Annotated in this window: 26 protein-coding genes and 1 other annotated feature; of the genes, 18 read left to right on the top strand and 8 right to left on the bottom strand. The window is 49.3% G+C overall.

Going from position 1 to position 16656, the window contains the following annotated elements; all coding sequences use genetic code 11:
• Positions 1 to 1064: 1064 nt before the first annotated feature.
• Positions 1065 to 1187: a hypothetical protein gene (locus KPHS_p101050; protein YP_005220912.1), complete on the bottom strand. Its 123-nt coding sequence runs from the start codon at positions 1185 to 1187 to the stop codon at positions 1065 to 1067.
• 629 nt (positions 1188 to 1816) lie between these two features.
• Between KPHS_p101050 and KPHS_p101040 the strand changes: the two genes are divergently transcribed.
• The 4 genes from KPHS_p101040 to KPHS_p101010 all read left to right on the top strand — a co-directional run bounded on the left by KPHS_p101040 (position 1817) and on the right by KPHS_p101010 (position 3235).
• The gene (locus KPHS_p101040; RefSeq protein ID YP_005220911.1) at positions 1817 to 2035 is read left to right on the top strand and encodes a hypothetical protein; all 219 of its coding nucleotides are present in this window, start codon (positions 1817 to 1819) and stop codon (positions 2033 to 2035) included.
• Between the two features lie 12 nt (positions 2036 to 2047).
• On the top strand, positions 2048 to 2260 hold the full coding sequence (locus tag KPHS_p101030) for a hypothetical protein (protein ID YP_005220910.1): 213 nt from the start codon (positions 2048 to 2050) through the stop codon (positions 2258 to 2260).
• A 148-nt stretch (positions 2261 to 2408) separates the two neighbouring features.
• The gene (locus KPHS_p101020; protein ID YP_005220909.1) at positions 2409 to 2708 is read left to right on the top strand and encodes a hypothetical protein; all 300 of its coding nucleotides are present in this window, start codon (positions 2409 to 2411) and stop codon (positions 2706 to 2708) included.
• Positions 2709 to 2815: 107 nt separating this feature from the next.
• Positions 2816 to 3235: a hypothetical protein gene (locus KPHS_p101010; RefSeq protein YP_005220908.1), complete on the top strand. Its 420-nt coding sequence runs from the start codon at positions 2816 to 2818 to the stop codon at positions 3233 to 3235.
• A gap of 104 nt (positions 3236 to 3339) precedes the next feature.
• Here the strand turns inward: KPHS_p101010 and KPHS_p101000 are convergent, their stop codons facing one another.
• Entirely contained in the window at positions 3340 to 3492 is a 153-nt protein-coding gene (locus KPHS_p101000) for a hypothetical protein (protein ID YP_005220907.1), read from the bottom strand.
• Here KPHS_p101000 and KPHS_p100990 point away from each other — a divergent pair.
• Together KPHS_p100990 and KPHS_p100980 are read left to right on the top strand one after the other, a co-directional pair.
• On the top strand, positions 3445 to 3642 hold the full coding sequence (locus tag KPHS_p100990; RefSeq protein YP_005220906.1) for a hypothetical protein: 198 nt from the start codon (positions 3445 to 3447) through the stop codon (positions 3640 to 3642). The two genes, KPHS_p101000 and KPHS_p100990, sit on opposite strands and share 48 nt — an antisense overlap.
• Positions 3643 to 3846: 204 nt before the next feature.
• Complete coding sequence (locus tag KPHS_p100980; RefSeq protein YP_005220905.1) at positions 3847 to 4329, top strand: hypothetical protein; 483 nt, start codon at positions 3847 to 3849, stop codon at positions 4327 to 4329.
• A 594-nt stretch (positions 4330 to 4923) separates the two neighbouring features.
• On the opposite strand, the gene KPHS_p100970 is transcribed toward KPHS_p100980, so the two are convergent.
• The 4 genes from KPHS_p100970 to KPHS_p100940 form a co-directional block, all read right to left on the bottom strand.
• On the bottom strand, positions 4924 to 5127 hold the full coding sequence (locus tag KPHS_p100970) for a hypothetical protein (RefSeq protein YP_005220904.1): 204 nt from the start codon (positions 5125 to 5127) through the stop codon (positions 4924 to 4926).
• Positions 5128 to 5177: 50 nt separating this feature from the next.
• On the bottom strand, positions 5178 to 5828 hold the full coding sequence (locus KPHS_p100960; RefSeq protein YP_005220903.1) for a hypothetical protein: 651 nt from the start codon (positions 5826 to 5828) through the stop codon (positions 5178 to 5180).
• A 321-nt stretch (positions 5829 to 6149) separates the two neighbouring features.
• A complete protein-coding gene (locus KPHS_p100950; RefSeq protein YP_005220902.1) occupies positions 6150 to 6329 on the bottom strand; it encodes a hypothetical protein in 180 nt (59 codons plus the stop codon).
• A gap of 132 nt (positions 6330 to 6461) precedes the next feature.
• Positions 6462 to 6992 (bottom strand): putative transcriptional regulator, encoded by a 531-nt coding sequence (locus tag KPHS_p100940; protein ID YP_005220901.1) that lies wholly within the window; start codon positions 6990 to 6992, stop codon positions 6462 to 6464.
• 158 nt (positions 6993 to 7150) lie between these two features.
• On the opposite strand from KPHS_p100940, the gene KPHS_p100930 reads away from it, so the two are divergent.
• Positions 7151 to 7585 (top strand): hypothetical protein, encoded by a 435-nt coding sequence (locus tag KPHS_p100930; RefSeq protein YP_005220900.1) that lies wholly within the window; start codon positions 7151 to 7153, stop codon positions 7583 to 7585.
• A gap of 50 nt (positions 7586 to 7635) precedes the next feature.
• Here KPHS_p100930 and KPHS_p100920 read toward each other — a convergent pair whose 3' ends face one another.
• Complete coding sequence (locus KPHS_p100920) at positions 7636 to 7911, bottom strand: hypothetical protein (RefSeq protein ID YP_005220899.1); 276 nt, start codon at positions 7909 to 7911, stop codon at positions 7636 to 7638.
• A gap of 2 nt (positions 7912 to 7913) precedes the next feature.
• The gene (locus tag KPHS_p100910; RefSeq protein ID YP_005220898.1) at positions 7914 to 9473 is read right to left on the bottom strand and encodes a putative helicase; all 1560 of its coding nucleotides are present in this window, start codon (positions 9471 to 9473) and stop codon (positions 7914 to 7916) included.
• A gap of 59 nt (positions 9474 to 9532) precedes the next feature.
• Here KPHS_p100910 and KPHS_p100900 point away from each other — a divergent pair, with 59 nt between their 5' ends.
• The 11 genes from KPHS_p100900 to KPHS_p100800 all read left to right on the top strand — a co-directional run bounded on the left by KPHS_p100900 (position 9533) and on the right by KPHS_p100800 (position 16640).
• Entirely contained in the window at positions 9533 to 10237 is a 705-nt protein-coding gene (locus KPHS_p100900; protein YP_005220897.1) for a hypothetical protein, read from the top strand.
• On the top strand, positions 10237 to 10905 hold the full coding sequence (locus KPHS_p100890; RefSeq protein YP_005220896.1) for a hypothetical protein: 669 nt from the start codon (positions 10237 to 10239) through the stop codon (positions 10903 to 10905). The genes KPHS_p100900 and KPHS_p100890 overlap by 1 nt, the downstream gene beginning before the upstream one ends.
• Complete coding sequence (locus tag KPHS_p100880) at positions 10902 to 11120, top strand: putative ABC transporter ATP-binding protein (RefSeq protein YP_005220895.1); 219 nt, start codon at positions 10902 to 10904, stop codon at positions 11118 to 11120. Before KPHS_p100890 ends, KPHS_p100880 begins: the two co-directional genes overlap by 4 nt.
• Positions 10902 to 11539 (top strand) — a sequence feature (potential frameshift: common BLAST hit: gi|18466740|ref|NP_569547.1| putative ABC transporter ATP-binding protein). Its footprint overlaps the gene before it by 219 nt.
• Positions 11117 to 11539 (top strand): putative ABC transporter ATP-binding protein, encoded by a 423-nt coding sequence (locus KPHS_p100870; RefSeq protein ID YP_005220894.1) that lies wholly within the window; start codon positions 11117 to 11119, stop codon positions 11537 to 11539. Its footprint overlaps the feature before it by 423 nt. Before KPHS_p100880 ends, KPHS_p100870 begins: the two co-directional genes overlap by 4 nt.
• Positions 11532 to 11786, top strand: coding sequence for a hypothetical protein (locus KPHS_p100860; protein ID YP_005220893.1), 255 nt, complete (start codon positions 11532 to 11534; stop codon positions 11784 to 11786). Before KPHS_p100870 ends, KPHS_p100860 begins: the two co-directional genes overlap by 8 nt.
• A gap of 5 nt (positions 11787 to 11791) precedes the next feature.
• Positions 11792 to 12682: a hypothetical protein gene (locus KPHS_p100850; RefSeq protein ID YP_005220892.1), complete on the top strand. Its 891-nt coding sequence runs from the start codon at positions 11792 to 11794 to the stop codon at positions 12680 to 12682.
• Between the two features lie 9 nt (positions 12683 to 12691).
• The gene (locus tag KPHS_p100840; protein ID YP_005220891.1) at positions 12692 to 12958 is read left to right on the top strand and encodes a hypothetical protein; all 267 of its coding nucleotides are present in this window, start codon (positions 12692 to 12694) and stop codon (positions 12956 to 12958) included.
• Between the two features lie 175 nt (positions 12959 to 13133).
• Complete coding sequence (locus KPHS_p100830; RefSeq protein YP_005220890.1) at positions 13134 to 13775, top strand: putative DNA-binding protein; 642 nt, start codon at positions 13134 to 13136, stop codon at positions 13773 to 13775.
• A gap of 2 nt (positions 13776 to 13777) precedes the next feature.
• Positions 13778 to 15034: a hypothetical protein gene (locus KPHS_p100820; protein ID YP_005220889.1), complete on the top strand. Its 1257-nt coding sequence runs from the start codon at positions 13778 to 13780 to the stop codon at positions 15032 to 15034.
• A 17-nt stretch (positions 15035 to 15051) separates the two neighbouring features.
• Complete coding sequence (locus KPHS_p100810) at positions 15052 to 15879, top strand: hypothetical protein (RefSeq protein YP_005220888.1); 828 nt, start codon at positions 15052 to 15054, stop codon at positions 15877 to 15879.
• A 113-nt stretch (positions 15880 to 15992) separates the two neighbouring features.
• Entirely contained in the window at positions 15993 to 16640 is a 648-nt protein-coding gene (locus KPHS_p100800; RefSeq protein YP_005220887.1) for a hypothetical protein, read from the top strand.
• Positions 16641 to 16656 lie beyond the last annotated feature (16 nt).

The following is a 16656-nucleotide window of genomic DNA, read 5'->3' as shown; positions in this document are numbered from 1 at the left end:
GTATTTGCACAAGCATAATTTATGCAGTGGAAAAGCTGACTGCTCGGTTTGTGTTTTTCGTTCGGGTAGACTCGCATTGCGGATGCACAAAGTGATGAAACCTGTCTTGCTATGTTTTTACCAAAGTTAACAAGAAGTCCATGCTTTATCTTCTCGCTATCTGTTATGTCTGCCAGGTCATTACCAAACGTTACGCTGGCAGCTTTGTGACGCGTGATTTTGGGGGGATGAAGCGTGGCTACGCGTACAGACTCCCAGGCGACAGACTAATCAACGCGTTGACATTGGCGGTCACTAATTGAGGATTTCTATAAGAACTCGTTGATCGCCCTTCTTCCCTACCCTCCAACCTCATACACTCCAGGCGCGGCAAGGCTTTTACGCACATAACACCCACAAGAAAACAAATAAATAACACATCAATGAAAAGTCAACGCTTTACCCTGATTTGGTCTCAAAAGTTGACGTTTTGCCATGTCACTTCTTATATCCGTTAAGCAGCGCACCAGAGACCAACACCCTGCGACGAAAACGCCAAAAACGACTCCTGATACCACCACAAAACAGACACGCTCAGAATCGCTCTGGTTGCGTTTAATGAGTATATAAACAAATTGTTTTAGGCAATAAGAAAACAACAAAACAAGATAACAAAGAAAAGGAACTGCCATTACCCCACACCCAGGCAATACCAACCTCTTCCAGCCAGGCTACCGAAAAGACCAACCTCATTGCCCCAGGCTACCGACCCCATGAAGCAAACCTCGACCACCACCAAAAAGCGACGAGAGAAAGGCAATTTATCTGAACGCCATTCCCCAATACACCGAAGAGAATACCCGGGAAGAATCTCCAGACAAGACCAGGCCAGAACAGTACCCGGCGCCATCTCGTTTACCCACTCTTACCCCGAAAGAAAACGCAAATTCCTGATAAGCAGAGAACGCCATTACTTCACATAAGGAGAACTACAACAGACCAGAAACCACATCACCCACACTTCCACCTCTCAAGATGAACGAAAGGAAAAGCGCGCACGCCATCACTCCATACACAGAGAAGAACTATCCCCAAAACGAAGAATACAGACCAGAGTAAAACCACAAGACCACCACCTCTACAACATCTGCAAAACCACTTACCGGCAGAGAGAAGAAAGTTGCCTTTTCTCCCATACGAATGGTCACCGTATAGAGCGCTAATAAGAGAGATACGAGTCCCCCATAAGAGAGGTTATTCGAGTCAGGAAAGAGCACAGATATAAGAGAGAGGGGATGGAGGGGGATCGCTCCATTTCCCGTATTTATTCAAGTCCTGATTTTATCCCCCGTAACATCCCTGCGGTCGAATGAGTGAAAGGGCCACCGCGAAAATCTATCGGAGCGTCCCCGCAGGGAAAAGGCTGGCTGCCTGAGTGGAAACGGCTGGAGATTTTTCGGGAAACGGCTGGGTTCCCGTCATGGAAAGGGTGTGTGCCGGTATAGAGACAAAATGCCGCGGGGACGGCTGATTCTCTGGCGGTACACCCTTTGGTGCGCAGGTGGCTTTCTTCCCGCTGCGCGCAGCTGCTGATACGTATTCTGCCAGAGCGTTCGAGGGTCACAAGCTGTTTCAGCAGGTTTTCGGGAAGAGGAAAATACTGCCCACCAGTCCTGCGGTGCGCATTGAGAAGAATAATGTAAAAATCGCTCCCGATACGCTCCCGGATACTCACTGCTTTTCCAGTTCTTCCCGATACAAAATTCTTTTTCGACTATGTCTTATTGCGATAATAACACCAACAAGAAAACAACGTGTTTAGACAAAGGAGAAAAACATGTACAAGCATTTGAACATCAGCATCACCCTTTGCGGAGAAGAGACATGTACTGACGAACTCCAGATCTCTCTGGATGACGTTATCCGCTCTGCGGATGTCGCTGGGCGCATTGGTACGCTGATTGTCGAAGGTTATCGCGAGGGCACGTTTGATTTTCATATCGAGGACAACGCAATGTCCGTCGCGTGGAACTGCACAACGTCAGAGTCCAGATAAAGGAGGAAGACAATGAATATGCCTGTGATTGTGGAAGTATGGAGCGTGGACTCGCTGGCCGAATGTCTTGATGGCGTAGGGCCAGCACTAACCCGTAAATTATGGTCGTTTGTACCAGCTAAGGGAGAGTCACCCAAAGGGAAGGATGTTTGGCACCTGCTGACTGATGAAGAGAAGCGGGAGCTGGTGGCCGCAGTGAAAGAGGAGTTCCCTGACGAAGATTAGCGACGGCCACCAGCAGGTGGCTTTTGAGTGATTGTGGCCTGCGGCCAGCTGAATGCCGGAACGCTTCGCTTGGTGGCCGTTTTCACACTGGTATTATTTACACAAACAAGAAAACAAATTGTTTACGGAGTGTGTAATGAATACCGAGATGATTTTGAAACTGGATAAGCTCCAGCCTCGCAAAGACAAACCTGCAGTACTCGGTTCGATCACTTTACTGGACATAGTGGCCAACGGCACAGCCATCCGACTTTTCAAAGAGACCGTTGTCGTCTTCGGCGAAACTTCTCGCAAGCGCATTGTAATGAGCGTCAGGCGCTATAGTGCGAAAGGGTGGGTAGCTAAACAAGTTATCTGGCCTGAGTCAGAACTGGAGTTGGCTTTACTGGAAGTTAACAAGGTCGCCCAGCAGGAAATTCAACGAGCAACAACCCTCGCCATTGCATAGTCATGTGCAACACAGATTAGTCGAATTTACGACAGCCCCGTCGATCCTTCGGGGCTTTTTTGTATTGTAAGTACTTACCTACGGCGATAGTATTACGACGCATTTACATGGAGGTAAAAATGAGTTTGACCAAAGAAGATTTAGTATTTGACCTTTACTACGCATCCAGCACTGACGAAGAAGGCAATAAACTGGCCCAGCTGACCGTTCAGTTCCGTGATGCATCGGCTGTTCCGCATGTGACCACCCAGCTGGCCCGTACAACTCTTAAGCGCGATCGCTCGAAGGTTTATGCCGTCGGCGAGCAATCAGTGAAAAATGGTTCGGACACTCTGCTGGCCGCCATTGAAGCCTATTATCGAACAGACCCGAAGACCATTTTCGAAGGCCTGATGGCACAGGTTCAGGATATGATCGAGGGAAACCTGGGCGCCAACAATACCTGGGTTGGTTCATACGGCATCACCATTGTGTCTGGCGGCTCTCTGGAAGAGTATCTGCCTGAGTCCGTCTACAACGTCCAGTAAATCAGCCAATGGCGCGTAACCCGCGCCATTTTCCCCAATCCGTAAACAAGTTGTTTTATGCCTCTCCTGCGTTGCGATAATAACACCAACAAGAAAACAAGTTATTAACGCAGTGAGGAAACGCACATGACCGATTTCACCATCTCCCCGAAGCAGAAAACGTATGGCTGGAATCCTGGCTTGACCTGTCGCCGGCCGAGCAGAAAGAAATGGATCACGTCGAACCGGACGAACAAACCAGCTCCCGCTTCTTCCATTATCAAGATAGCGTTTATGACATTGCCGACTTCATGCGCGATGACCGCTTCCCGGAATGGCACGCCGGCTATCCACTGAATGCCTTCGCTATGCTGATGATCCGCGTGACAGATTCAGGCGACACCATCGACATCGGATTACTTCATTGAGAGAGGAGGGCCACCGATGCTGGTGGCTCTTAACTACCACCTGCTTTCCCGCAGGCTAAAAACACCCACCTCTTACCGCCAGGCTACCGAACACCCACCGACTTCCCGACGGCCACCAGTTGCCGAAACAGAACGCTTGGACGCCTCACACCCACTGCGATAATTAAACCAACGAGAAAACAAGTTGTTTAAAGGATTATCACAATGAACTATATCGCTACTGTAAACACTCCCGCGCATGGCACCATCTCTGTCACATACGCCGACATTGAAAAGAACATCCTGGGCGCCTGGCGCGAAGAAGAGACCATCCAGCTGTCCGGGAAAGAGAAGCAGCAGATCGCCAAAGACATCATTTGCAACCGTCGATTCACGCGGGTATTTGAGAAAGCGTATGTGGTAAATTCTGGGTTTGGAACATTTGTCTTCCCGGTGCGCTCCGGGCGATTCTGCCAGTCCAAGCTGACTGAGTTTGCCTCGCAGATCGCTATCTGGATTAAGACTCAATCGTCGTTCGATTTTAGCGATGATGAAGCAATAGCGCAGGGTATGCGGATCGCCAACAATGCAATTAAATGCAAAAACATCACGTATGCCGCTGGCGTTGACTCATGGAAACTGTTTTGCGCTAACTTTATGCTGAATGTATACGCCAGTAATCGGATTCACATACTGGCTGGCAAGTAAGAGGGGAGGGGGCTGGAAACGCCCTTTTCTTTCCGTCCACCAGCTCCCGCAGGGAAATTCAGAAACGGGCAGAAAGCCATCCGGGCAACCGACGGGAAACGGCCAGAAAATTTTCGGGAAACGGCGGGGGTCGCCTCATGGGAAAAATTTGTATAGAGGGAGACGCCAGAATCGTCGCCAGCTGGTGGACGTAAGCTGTTTTTGCGCCATACGTCCAGCGCTGTAATCTGCGCTGCATTGTTAGCGCGTACACGTTGCGCCAACGTGCTAATGATACGTGAGCGCCCACGGATCGCGCCAATATTGCCGACACGCCCCGAAGGATAGCGCGGATCGCGTCACCAGACGATCACGCCCACGACACGACAAAATAAGCCACGCGCTAAAACGCTTTTAAACGCGCTATAACGTGTTTTTTACTGTGTGTAATGGGTATGTACTACCACACGTAAAAACGCGTTAAATTGGCGCGTTTATGGCGCTTATTTTTGGTGTGAATGAGTGAACGCGAGATAAAAGAAAACGCGCCATTGTTGGCGCGTTATGGTGGAGATCCTGAAACGAAAAAAAAGCGCCCATAGTGGGCGCTGGTGGCTAAATGCTGTTTTGCAACTTTCCGATCATTTCAGACAAGCGCAAATATTCTCTTTTCCGTTTACAGTCTCGCTTGCTGTTAAGCAAATCAGAGAACGTAAAGTTTAGCGCGTCACGCTGGGCGCTTAATCCGTCGATGAGTTCAAGTTTATAAGCGCGATATTTAGCGCGATACTCCGCGCGGATCTGGTCATAGCTAATCATGATTTTTATCCTTAAAACTAGCGCCCATAGTGGGCGCTGAATCCGTCTACTTATGCTTTGAAAGCGTCAGCCAGATAGTTATAAAAATCATTTTTGATGAAGCGATATTGCTGCGATCCGTTTTTGGCAGCGCCCATTCCTTTAATCTTCTCGACCAGTCCCAGACGTTCACACAGATTGATCAGCTGGTTGGCTTGCGTATATCCTGCATCTAACTTAATTTCATTTGCTTGTTTTGCTTCATTCATCAAATCGAAAACAGCACCATTTGTGAACGTGTCGATCTCATCGTTAATCATATCGATTAAAGCGAATACACGAGATCCGGACATATCAGCGACTGAATACACACATTTACCAGACTTGATAGATTTAACCAGATAAACCAGCTTTTCGAGAGAGTAGCTATTTGTCATCGCTTCGCGGAAAAACACTTCTGGCGTTTGCTTGCTTGCTTTAATCGCGTAGTAGAAGACACCAGACAACTTATCGTCGTTTACTGCGTTTACAACGTTATTCACGAAGTATGCAAGTTTAGTAGACGCTGCAAGCATGTTAGCTTTATCTGCTTTGGTGTGCGTGCCATTCTGATAATGTTCGTTGTAAGTCTGAGTAGCTTGATCTGCTTTTAATTGTAATTCGTCAGTGATAACTACAGCTGCATCAATGATGGATTTTTTAGAAATGGTTACGTTAGACATGATTTTAATCCTTATGTAATATTGAAAACTTATTTTGTTTTTCGTCTATCGTCAGCATGTTTGCTTTCGATGTAAGTAATTATCGACATACAAAAAATAAAATCAAGCGTTTTTCGCAAGGGGTGATAAAAAATTTATTTCGCAGATAAATCAAAGTCTTAGAAATAAATCGCGTTTTCTCGAAGGTGTTGCCTAAATAAATTCTACACTCGGTGTATTACCCTTATATATTTGGCGCTGACAATGCTTTTGGTGATTTAATTTATCGGGAGATGACCCATAAAATAATAACCGGACATAGCCGGTTATTGCCCTTATAGATTATTGCGTTGATACGACTGCTCTCCGATTGGTTTCAAATAGTGTATCGACAAAGTCTGCCGATGACTCGCTTTCGCCACAGTCCTGCAGCTCCCGCATGTCACTTGATAGACCCTTACAAAGTTCGGCGCTCTCGCCAATAGATTTGCCGGCCTTAACCGCAGCTGAAAACTGGTACATACAAACCGACACATTCTCCGACGATGAACAAACGTCGTTCATGAGAGACTGGATAACCGGTTTATAGTCCATTGCCGAAACAGCAGGCGCGATAATAAATAGAATTGAGGATAGTAAAATCGGCTTCATAACTTAAAACGGCAGAATTCGTTCAACCCAATCAAACAGGACGATCATTTTTCGCCCGTTCCCAACGGCAAGTGTGACCTGACAAGCGTCGACGCCAAGTGACACACCTTCAATTTCGCGGCCGTCCGCCATGTAGACCCTTACAGATTTATGGTTCTCGTGAGCCTGGCGGCAAATTTTAAAGAAATCACGGCGGGATGGCCGGTTATCAACATAGTCTGGATGTACGGTTACGCGACCAACGAAATCATGGGTGACAGCGTCATTTACACCTGACTCGATAGTGCTGATTCGCTCAAGTGGCAACCTTACACGATTGTCTTTGTCGAACGGCGCCGGGCATAGATCTACCTTGTTACGGGAGGACATCGTCCCCTGAACGTACATGCAGAACACCTGGCCATCTTCCATCGTGACCTTTACGGGAATTTGCTCCTTGCGCCAGAACATCAACGACGCCTCTACTTTTGAGTAATCGCGCGGCCAGACCTCAGCAGGTATCCCGTAGGTGATATCGGTAATGGTATTGGGCATATTTTAAACGCCTCATGTTATGCGATAAAAATTACCAGAAGGTACGAGTCACCATTATCTTCTATTTCCTTAGTTTTGACAGGCGAAAAAGCGTTACCTTGTTGCAAATACTTAGAATTGTTATAGTTTGCAGGCAAGTTTCTATATGGTGAAGAATGATGAATAAGTGCGCATTAATAGCTTTGATAACCTCCAGTTTACTGGTGGCTGGATGTTCAACCCAGGCGGTCAGGACGAGTGCTGCCGACCCAGTCCCAGCTTCGAGAATACTGTCGACCAAATACAATACGCCGTCAGAGAATACGCAAAAAATCATCGTGAAACGAGACTCTGGCAGTAAGGGCGCGCTTTGTACCAGCCGGCTTTCTGTTGATGGTGAGCCAGTTGCTGATATCAAAACATCTGAGAAGGTTGAGTTAAACCTGCCTTATGGCGAGCATATTCTGTCTGTAGATCAGCAGGGTATGTCTATTATGTGCGGCAAGATGAACACCGAAAGAGAAATCATGGTGTCAAAAGATAAGCAAGACGAATATCGGATCGGGGTGACGGTGTCGGCAGAGCTGTTCATCATGAAAACAGCCTATAAATAAATGGTAGAGGAGGGCGAGAGCGTTTTACCCACGCCCTCCGTAAGTACGCGTTAGAGACGTTTGAGGATATCTTCCAAGTCTTCCTTGGTCATCCCGGAGTTCTCGTAGATCTGCAACACTTTCTGTCTCGCGTTCTCAGCCGCTGCCATCGAGGTCGCGATCTTCTCAAACTCTGCTGTGCTCATCTTGGTCAGAACAAGGTTAATGATGTCTGACTTCGACATTTTGATGTTGCGCTCTTTCAGGCGCTTTTTGAACGAACCAAGCTTTTCGTTGGCTTTTTCGGTGAGCTTCACCTGACATGAAATTGAGCGATTTTCGGTCATAATTAATCTCTTTGTAATACACCAAAGTCAAAACTGCTCCCGACAGGCAACACGCCTTCCGCAAACCCGGGAGTGGTGTCAATAATGTGTTTTCGTTCGTATGAGTGTGACATCAGGTGTTTGTTGCTTATATCGATAAAATCCGAAATAAAACACACATTTGCCTGATTCTTCTTGGCACGAAGGCCGCGACCAACACGTTGACGCATTTCGACTTCGGCCTTGCCTCCTCCGGCAAGAATTACGGCGCCAACACTTGGCACATCGACACCGACATCCAGTATCGTAGAGCCGATCAGCACATCAATTTTCCCTGCAGCCAGGCTGTTAAGCTTAGCCTGTCTGGTACTCTGGTTGGATTCACCGTAAATAAAATCTACCCGTAAGCCGCTCTCTTTCATCATTTCCATCAGTATCTGACCGTGGCGTTTGATCCTCACCAGGGTCATACAGTTCAGTCCATGATCACGGTACATCAGCGCGTCGCGAACGACGGCCTCGTTACGTCCAATATTGTAAACGATACCGAGCTGATAAGCTTTCTGATACGGCGTGCTCATACCAACTCTGAAGTTCAGATGCTTGGAAGCGAGCTCCGCTCGTATACGAGCCTCATCCGGAGTGTACGCGATTTTATGGTATACGAAGTAAGGTTTAGCCAAAATACCTCGCTCGATCAGATATTTTTCAGTGACCTTTATCTCGATGCGTCCTGCAACCGCCATCAGACGCATATTGGCCTCAGTTGAAGCCTTCATAAACGGGGTTGCCGTCAGCGCCAGGCGATAGTCTGCGTTAATGCAAAGCCTGGCGATGTCATAAAAGTTTGAACCGGAGGATTCGTGGGCTTCTTCGAGGATTAGCAGTGAGACGCTTGAGAGGAATCGCTTAATCAGCTCCCGGCGCTTAAGATGATAAGCCTTTTTCTCCGCCGGCATATCGCGTGGAGGCTCTTCAAGAAAACTCGCCAGGGTTTGCACTGTTGCGACATTGATATGGCGAGACACCTGAAACTCACCAGAACCAATGATGCCAACCTTCTGACCTTTAAGCCACGGCTCTCCATTCTCAGCGCGATAGTCGATCGACTTCTGGAAGTTATCTGCCATTTGAAACATAAGAACAGAGCGGGTGGTTAAAAACAGCGTCATGCGACCAATACGCGCCGCGGCTTTGCAAGCTACGTTCGACTTTCCCCCGCCAGTGGCGATCTGCGCAATCATCATTCCTTCGCGAACCAGTGTCTCTACAGCCTGATCTTGATACGCATAGTCCGGATTATAGGGGAAAGGGTTAACTGCCGGGTTTGGTTTACCAAGCGCCGGAACCTTGTCTTTGCGAATATGCACGCATTTAATGCCAGCCTTCACCAGATTTGCTGCTACCGATTTAGCAAAACCCGCGGGGAAGGCATTTTTGCTCCAGTTGAACATAGTACTGGTGCCTTTCCAGTCGCCAGCTTCGACTTCGTAACTCAGCATTTCCTGGACGAGTCGCTTCACGTTGTCATCAGCGCCGGAGACCATAGCGTTGACCGCGTTCGAAACAATCCTAACAGTCATAAATATCTTTCCTTCGTGCCTTTTATATGTTAATTGGCTAGAATAGTAAGTAAGTACTTATGCAATGGATTGTATCAAAAAGTATGGACGTAAAAATTACCATTCTGCAGGTAGAAATTGCCAGACTCCGGCCAAATCCCTGGAACACCAACTCGGTTGGTGCTCAAAACTTCGAAAAATTGAAAGGCTCCATCGAAAAACTGGGTTTTTTCAAGCCAATTCTCGCGCGTGAGCTGGACGGTGGCCAATTTGAGATCCTCGGTGGCGAACATCGCTGGCGAGCCGCTATGGAACAGGGTATTTCCACGGTTCCTGTTATATCGGTGGGCAAAATAAGCGATCTGGTAGCGAAACAAATGTCTCTGGTCGATAACGAGCGATACGGCGAAGACGATCAGGTCGCATTACAGCGTCTGATCGAGGAAATTCAGTCCGAACTCGATTATCAGCTGTCGGAAATTGCCCCTTACGACGACGAACTGGCGGCCACACTGGCTCGTGAGTCGGCAATTGACCTGGAAATGCTTGAGGCGTTGTCGCGTGGCGACGAAGAGCCCATTGAGAAGGACTCTCGCGAAAAAGCTGAGCGTGTCGGTGCGGAACACCAGACCATGCGCTTCAAAGTGACGTTTGACGCTTCTGATCGCGTTACCGAAACCATTAAATCCATCATCAAAGAGCAGGCGATCAACACCGGCAACGACATGGAGAATGCTGGTGAAGCTCTGGTATGGCTGGTCGATAACTACAAGGAGTGTATTTAATGACCAAAACGTTCGAAATCGTCTACCGAGACCCGGCAGAGCTCATTCCCTATGAAATGAACGCCAAAAAGCATGACGAGCAGCAGATCCGTGACCTGGCCGCAGCCATAAAAAAGCGTGGTTTTGACCAGCCGATCACTGTCGATAAAGACGATGTCATCATTACTGGCCATGGCCGCCGCGAAGCTGCGCTTTTAGCGGGGCTGAAAAGTGTGCCGGTGATCGTTCGCGACGATCTGTCCGATGAAGAAGTGAAGGCGAAGCGTCTGGAGGATAACCGGCTGGCCAGCATTGATTACGATGCCATCAAGTTACAGAAAGAGCTGGAGTCTCTGGTATTTGGTGACGTTGAAGTCTTCGGCTTTGACGAGCGTGAGCTGAACGTGCTGGTCGGTAGCATGACCGAAGAAATGGATACTGGCGCACTGGTTATGGATCTGGGGGAGGAAACCGAGCGCCAGAAAGAAGAGCACACCGAAATCAGTCGCGAAGTCGCCGCCGAAGAGGTTCGAGTGGTCGATGTTCTGGGTTTTAAGACGCTCCCTGCTGGCTCTGCGATTGTCGTGGGGGATTTGCTTGCCCACATGGAAGAAATCACGGGAGAGAGCGGGGTAGACGCGTTCGTTGCTTATGCGCAGAAAGTTTCCTCCGGGGGAGTCGAAGCATGAGCACATATACCATCAACGTATCGTTCCAGACCCGTGTCAACAAGACCACTCGCACGCTTGAGATCGCCGAATCGTTTGGGCTTGGTCTGGATGAAAAAGACTGGACGCTTTACGACAATCTTGAGCTGGAAGTCGAGCAGGGTGATGTGGTCTACATCACTGGCCAGTCAGGCTCCGGAAATCTGTCGTGCTGCGTGAGCTACAACGCCAGATGAAAGATGAAGGGCTTTCAGTCGCCTCCATTGATGACTTTACCTTTGACAACGACGTCAATGTCATTGACCAACTGGGTAAAACCACCAGCGAAGCGTTAGGGCTGCTTTCGATGGCTGGCTTGAATGATGCCTATCTCTTTGTGCGCAAACCTTCTGAAATGTCGGATGGCCAGAAATACCGGCTCAAGATCGCCAAGCTTATTGAGTCGGGCGCAAAGGTATGGGCTGCGGATGAATTTGGCGCAGTTCTTGATCGTGTTACCGCCCAGGTTGTGGCGTCGAACCTCCAGCGTGCCGCGCGAAAGGTAGGTGCGACGGTAATGGTGGCGACGACCCACGAAGACCTGAAGAACGCGCTGCGCCCGGATATGCAGATCACCAAGCACTACAAAGAACGCGTGAAGGTGGAATATGCCTGATTTGAAGATCGTAGAGCGGAAGCCATCGAAAGAGACTGACAACAATAACGTTGAAGTCATCCGCCTGCTGGAAGATGCACTCCAGTACGCCAGAGAAGGCAAAAGCCAGAGCCTGGCGCTGCTGATGATCAATAACGACGGGAGTGTTCTGGATTGCTGGCATAACGGTGGGCGCCCATACGTCATGGTTGGGGCGATGGAATCGCTTCGCCTGGACTTCATCAATGCCAATATCGAGCGCAGGTGATCGGCATGACAGACATCATCATCAAACGGTATCGCCCGGAGGAGTTCCCGCGCCATCTGGACTTTCTTGAGCGCATGACCGTCACCAGGGGGACGGTAGAAGACTGGCACGCGCTTAAGTCGCTTCACTACAAGACAGATGGGAAGCCGTTCGCCCCTACCTACTACCGTTGTGAGCTAGATGGTCGGTTGGTAGGCGTTGTAGTTATGGCCTTCCCTAAACTGCTGCTGGCGCCGCGGCATCGCATGTTTCCAAAGCTGAAACCCACAACCAACACCACTGTGGCAAATCAGTACTGGGGACGTTACGTAAACAACAACTTCGCTGTGATCAGCCGCTCTGTAGTGGACACCCAGTATCGTGGCGTCGGGGTGTCGTATCGCATGATTAATCTGGTTAGCAGGATGCATGACCGGCCAATCATCGAGATCCAGTCGTCGATGAGCAAATATAACCCGTTTGCTATGAAAGCAGGGTTTTGCTTCATCCGTCCTGAACGTCCGAAGAGCTACGAAAGCGCGCTTCGTGTTTTTCAGCGCCATTTTCGTTCTGACCCCGGCGACAACGAAGCGATTGTGAAGGAGCTGTTTGCGATGACTGATTCACGCCGGCGCCGCGCACTGCGAGATCTGGTGGCGGACTACCACAAGAATAGTTCTCTGGCAAAAGCAGGCCGCAACCGTGGCACTACCATTCAGGATATCGCGGATAGCCTGGTGGATGAGGCCAGCATCGTGAAACTGCTCAAGGATATTCACAATCTGAGCTTCACTTCACCGCTCTATGGGGTTTATCGCAACCCTGATTTTGGTCGCCAGCTGCCTGACACACTGCCACTGCTGGCTTTTGATAAACAACCGCTGAATGCACCACTGGATATTGCGTTACCGGCATAAGGATTTGCCATGACACTGACTGATAAACAGAAAGACATCATTAAGACCATCAACTTAGGCCATGAACGTGGACATTTGCTCGATCTGGACGAGCTGCTGGAAGTGCTGCCTTACCGGACGACAAAGCAGTCTATGCAATTCTCCCTGCGCGCGCTGATCAAGAAAGGTTTGGTCGAAAAGCACGACTGCCGGCCGCGAGAGGATTCTGGCTACCAGCGTCGAACTCTGGGGCTGACGACATTAGGTCGAGCCAGAGCCAAGTTACTGGTGATGTAAGTTGGTCTGGGAGTCAGATTAACAGCCTGCGTCTGTATATATAACTAATAAGTCACTTATTAAATATATACGAAAGCAGGCTCTCAAACAGATTCCCCAGACCTAATTAATACAACCAGAAAACAAATTGTTTAAGAGCGCAAGGAAGCGCTCTGTGTGTGTTTTAGAGGGATCTATGACTGTCGAAAAAGACGAGAGCAAAACTCGCCTGACTCCGGCTGAATGGGCGGAAGCCGAAGCGAAATGGACTTCGGGCGAGTATACGCTCTCAAAACTGGAAGAAGAGTACGGCATCCGTCGTGAAACGCTCTCCAGACACTTCAAAAAGCGTGGATTAGAGAAAGGCGCTGATTCTGTTGGGAAGATGGTGCGCGAGTCTCTCAAGTCCGATGCAGAACTGCGCGCTAAAGCCCGAGCCGAAAAGATAGAAGACCGCCGGACACGCTATGACGGCTGGGCGTATGCCCTTGGTCAGATGGTAATGGTCGAGGTCACTACAGCAAAGCGCGAAGGCAAGCCACTGGCCTCGATTGAGGACGATCTTAAAAGCCTGCAGCGCGCCAGCGGCACGCTGGCCAAATGCTTCGAAATTTCCTCCAAGGCATTGGGCATGGAGAAAGACGAAGGCGGTGAAGAGGATATTCCGAACCTTGTCTTTGGCGAGCTAACCCCATCACAGGTGGCCCAGCTGCGCAAGGAAGATGATGAGCCCGAAGTGATTGATGACGATCTGTTGGAATCACTCGAAGAAGAAGCGCTGAGCGAAGCTGAGAGCGATTTTGACGCATCGGGCGAAGATGATGATGGAGATGCATAACCATGTCCATCCCGTCGTCTCTAAGTCTCGTACAGCTGCATTCCGGGCAGATGCAAGTCTTCCAGTCGCCACATCGTTTCAAAGTGGTGTGCGCCGGACGACGTTGGGGTAAATCGAGGCTGTCGATCTCAACCATCATTCGTGCTGCCGCTAAGGAGAGAAAACAACGAGTTTGGTACGTCGCGCCGACCTACCAAATGGCGCGCCAGATTCTTTGGGATGATCTGCAGGAAGTTCTGCCGCGTAAGTGGATTCGGAAGAAGAACGACACCACGATGACCATCGTGTTGAAAAACGGTTCGGAGATCGCGCTTAAAGGCGCAGATAAACCGGATACGCTTCGTGGTGTTGCGCTGCATTTCGTTGTGCTCGACGAGTTCCAGGATATGAAGCCAGACACCTGGTACAAGGTTCTCCGTCCGACATTGTCATCCACCCGCGGCGGCGCGCTGATCATCGGTACACCGAAAGGGTTCTCCGAATTCCATAAACTATGGACTATCGGGCAGAACAAAGAGCTGCAGCGCAAAGGTCAGTGGAAAAGCTGGCAGTTTGTAACCGCTGATTCACCATTCGTTCCGACGGCAGAAATCGAGGCAGCCAAGAACGATATGGACCCTAAGTCGTTCGCTCAGGAGTACCTCGCCAGCTTCGAAAACATGTCAGGGCGCGTGTATTACCCGTTCGATCGTAGCGTTCACGTTAAGCCGCTGCAGTTCAATCCTAAATTACCGGTGTGGGTAGGTCAGGACTTCAACATTGATCCAATGTCGTCGGTCATCCTGCAGCCACAACCGAATGGGGAGCTGTGGGCTGTGGATGAGCTTGTCTTGTTTTCGTCGAATACGGCAGAAGTGTGCGATGAGCTGGAGCGCCGCTTCTGGCGGTGGAAATCGCAGGTCACAATTTTTCCAGACCCGGCCGGCGCCTATCGTCAGCACGCTCGTGGGGAATCGGACATCGACATCTTCAAGGAGAAGGGCTTTCTGCGTGTTGATTATCCGAAAAAGCACCCACCGATTGCTGATCGTGTGAACTCAGTGAATCGCATGTTGATGAGCGCCTCTGGCGAAACTCGTTTGTATATCGACCCTAAGTGCAAACATCTCATCGATTCACTGGAGAAAGTTATCTACAAACCAGGCTCTCGCGATATGGATAAGAGCGGGGGGATTGAGCACAGCGCGGATGCCTTGGGCTACCCGGTTCATCGTAGGTATCCCGTAAAAAATCGTGTTATTCTTGGTGGTTCAAGATAAGTAAGTACTTACCTATCATGGAAGAGAAGCAAATGGAATTGACTGATAAGCAAATTAAGGATCTTGTGGCAAGACGCCACCCCGAATACATAAAGAAAAAAGAGCACTGGGATTTCCTCGCCAGCACATACGCTGGCGGGCGTGCCTGGTTCGATGACAACATTTTCCGATACTTCAAAGAAGGTGATCAGGAGTTCAAGGAGCGTCTGGAACGCGCCTACCGCTTCAATCACACCAGGGAAGTGGTGAACCTGATTAATAAATATCTCTTCAAAGAGGACATCCATCGAAATGTAGAAGAAGCGCCTGAGCCAATTCAGAAATTCTGGAAACGCGCGACACGACAGAATGTTTCCATCGATGGCTTTATGTCCGCGCTTGACCTCCAGTCCTCCATCTATGGTCGTGTCTGGGTGGTGGTCGATAGCACGATGGATAGTGACGCAGAATCCGTCGCTGACGAGAAGAAGAAGGATGTTCGCGCCTATGCCTACTGGATTTCTCCGCAGCAGATGTTGGATATGGCGTGGGACGATGACGGCAATTTGATCTGGGCGCTGATTGTCGAAGTGGCGCGCGATGATCAAGATCCTTTTACCTCATCTGGCCAGGAATATCAGCGTTATCGTCTATGGACACGTAACGAGTGGTATTTATTCCGGGAAGAGGTTAAGAAAGGCGCCGGGAATGCCGGTCGTCGGACCGCAAAAGTTGTGCTTGAAGATAAAGGCGAACACAAACTTGGCGTTGTACCTGTGTTTCCTGTTGATTGCATAGGGGAGAGCGAATCGCCGTATTTAGCCCGTCGCTTATTGATGATATCGCCTACCTTGACCGTGCAGTAGCCAACTATCTGTCGAACCTTGACGCCATTATTCAGGATCAGACGTTCAGCCAGCTGGCCATTCCTGTTCAGTCGCTCCTGCCAGGCGATGAGAATCACGCAAAGGTAATGGAAATGGGGACAAAACGCGTCTTCACCTATGACTCGGAAAGTGGCAACCAGCCTTTTTATTTGTCGCCAGACCCTAAGCAAGCTCAGATGATCATCACCACTATCCAGACCGTGATTAATGAGATCTACCACTCCGTTGGGGTCGCTGGCGAGCGAACAAAGCAGGATAACGCTAAGGGGATCGATAATTCATCCGGGGCCGCCAAGTTATATGACTTTCAGCGGGTTAATAGTCTGCTTATTACTAAAGCCGAGCGTCTTGAGCGGGCTGAACGCCAGATGATGTTTTTGGCGGCGAAGTGGATGGGGGTCGATCTCGATGAGGAGCATTCGCTGATTGCCTATCCGGAGAGCTTTGATATCCGCGGTCTGACGGATGAATTTGCCGTTGCCGAGAAACTTGGTCTGCTGGAAGCACCGGATTCTGTGCGTCGATATCAGATGGAAATGCTCATTGAGAAAATCTTCCCGAATATTTCGGCCGCGATGCAGAAAGAATTTGAGAAAGATCTCTTGAATTTTCCGCCAAAAAATGCTCTTAACACCCTTGAAAATAAGTCAGTACTTACTTATCATCGTGATACAGTCCAAGAGAGCGGACAAGATCTATCCCAAGGGAATGGGAACTCATCAACTCAAGCAACCGAGTGATAAGTAATTAAAAGGA

The organism is Klebsiella pneumoniae subsp. pneumoniae HS11286 (genome assembly GCF_000240185.1).
Classification (GTDB): domain Bacteria; phylum Pseudomonadota; class Gammaproteobacteria; order Enterobacterales; family Enterobacteriaceae; genus Klebsiella; species Klebsiella pneumoniae.
This window is presented reverse-complemented; position numbering and strand designations above follow the sequence as displayed.